Source organism: Enterococcus sp. C53 (assembly GCF_040887425.1).
In the GTDB taxonomy this organism is placed as follows: domain Bacteria; phylum Bacillota; class Bacilli; order Lactobacillales; family Enterococcaceae; genus Enterococcus_B; species Enterococcus_B hirae.
This window is the reverse complement of record NZ_JBFOFT010000038.1, coordinates 1-234: the sequence shown is the minus strand read 5'-3', so window position 1 is coordinate 234 and position 234 is coordinate 1. Positions and strand designations below refer to the sequence as shown.

At 36.3% G+C, this 234-nt stretch carries 1 protein-coding gene; it reads left to right on the top strand.

Annotated features, from left to right (window positions below; translation table 11 throughout):
* Nucleotides 1-4: 4 nt before the first annotated feature.
* Nucleotides 5-234: LysM peptidoglycan-binding domain-containing protein (locus AB3I42_RS14080; protein ID WP_368022575.1), on the top strand; the 230-nt coding region annotated here is incomplete at its 3' end.

Below are 234 nucleotides of genomic sequence, written 5' to 3'. Positions count from 1 at the left end.
TTACATGAAATCACTTAAAACATTACTATTAGGAACAACTTTGACTGCCGGCGCACTATTCTTTATGGGAACATCTGCACATGCGGACGAAGCTTATACCGTTCAATCAGGTGATACGCTATCAACGATTTCTCAAAAATACGTTGGTGATAACTCCTTGATCCAAACTATTGCAGAAAAAAATTCAATCTCAAACATCAACTTGATTTATTCAGGTCAACAATTAACAATCCC